1 protein-coding gene is annotated in these 1631 nt (G+C 70.9%); it reads left to right on the forward strand.

Going from position 1 to position 1631, the window contains the following annotated elements; all coding sequences use genetic code 11:
* Positions 1-226: 226 nt before the first annotated feature.
* Positions 227-1631 (forward strand): DUF4158 domain-containing protein (locus AB0P17_RS43240; protein ID WP_365820614.1); only part of this gene is annotated, 1405 nt, incomplete at its 3' end.

Here is a 1631-nt window from a genome sequence, read left to right on the forward strand (position 1 = left end):
CAAGGGCCAGGTGGGACTCGACCACTACCAGGTCCGCAACTGGACCTCCTGGCACCGGCACATCACGCTCGCCATGCTCGCCCTGGCCTTTCTCGGGTGTGAGTAGTTGCGGTACAGAAACTGCCGCTGAGATTGATCATGGTTAGCTAGCACATCTACCGGGGGTGCCGCCGGGGTTCTCGGAAAGATCGCCGGATGGTTGTCGGTGCTGGCTACGGTCCGTCTCGTGCCGGTGGAGTTTCTGACTGATGAGCAGGCCGAGGCGTATGGGACGTTCACGGAGGTGCCCACGCGCCCGGAGCTGGAGCGGTTCTTCTTCCTCGATGACGACGACCGTGATCTGATCGCGCTCCGTCGTACGGACGCGCACCGGCTGGGGATGGCGGTGCAGATCTGCACGGTCCGCTACGTCGGCCGGTTTCTGGGTGAGGACCCGCTCGCGGTGCCGTGGGAGGCCGTGGAGTACCTGGCCGGGCAGCTCGGCATCGCGGACGCCTCGTGCGTGAAGCGGTACCCGGAGCGGCGCAGGACACCGTACGAGCACGCGGCGGAGATCCAGGAGCGGTTCAAGTACCGGGACTTCACCGACCGGAAGTGGGGGCGGGAGTTCCGCGGCTTCCTGTACGGGCGGGCGTGGACGCACGCGGAGGGGCCGGTGGCGTTGTTCAACCACGCGGTGACGTGGCTGCGCAAGAACCGGGTGCTGCTGCCCGGGGTGAGCGTGCTGGCACGGCAGGTGTCGGAGGCCCGTACGGCAGCCGAGCGGCGCCTGTACGAGGCGGTGGCCCGCGCCGCGCACGGGGCCGATCCCGCGCTCGCGCCGGCGCTGGCGGAGCTGCTGGCGGTGCCGGAGGGCAAGCGGGTCTCGGAGCTGGAGCGGCTGCGCACGCCGCCGGTGAAGACGACGGGCACCGCGATGGTGCGCGCGATGGAGCGAGTAGAGGAGATCTCCGCGTTTGCGCTCGGGCGGGTGAACCTGTCGCGGGTGCCGGTGAACCGGCTGTCCACGCTGGCCCGGTACGGGCAGTTGAGCAAGGCGCAGACGATCGAGCGGGCACCGGAGCCGCGACGCACCGCGCTGTTGACGGCGGTGGTGCGTCAGCTGGAGGCTCAGGCGGTCGATGACGCGCTGGATCTGTTCGCGGTGCTGATGGCGAACCGGCTGATCAGCCCGGCACGCAGGGCGTCGGAGCGGGAGCGGTTGGCGACGCTGCCGCGGCTGGAGAAGGCCGCGCGCATCCTGGCGAAGGCGTCGAAGATCCTCACCGACGAGCTGGACCTGGTTGCCGAGAACGACGCAGACTTGGACGTTGCCGCGCTGTGGGCGGCGGTGGAGGAGGCCGTGCCGCGTACGGTGGTGGCCGGCGCGGTGGCGACCGTCGAGGCCCTGGTGCCCGAGGACGACGGGTCGGCCGAGGCGGCGATGCGCGAGAAGCTGGCCCTGCGCTACAACACCGTGCGCCCCTTCCTGGCCCTGCTGGGCGAGTCGGACGCGCTGGGTGCCGCGCCGGCCGGGCGGCGCCTGTTGAAGGCGGTGCGCCGCCTGCCCGCGCTCTCGCGCCGGAGGGTCAAGGACCGGCCGTTGCTGCCCCGCGAGGTCGACGCCGAGCTGGTGCCCGCCATGTGGAAGC

Origin of the sequence: Streptomyces sp. NPDC088124 (genome assembly GCF_040685895.1) — a bacterium.
Classification (GTDB): Bacteria; Actinomycetota; Actinomycetes; order Streptomycetales; family Streptomycetaceae; genus Streptomyces.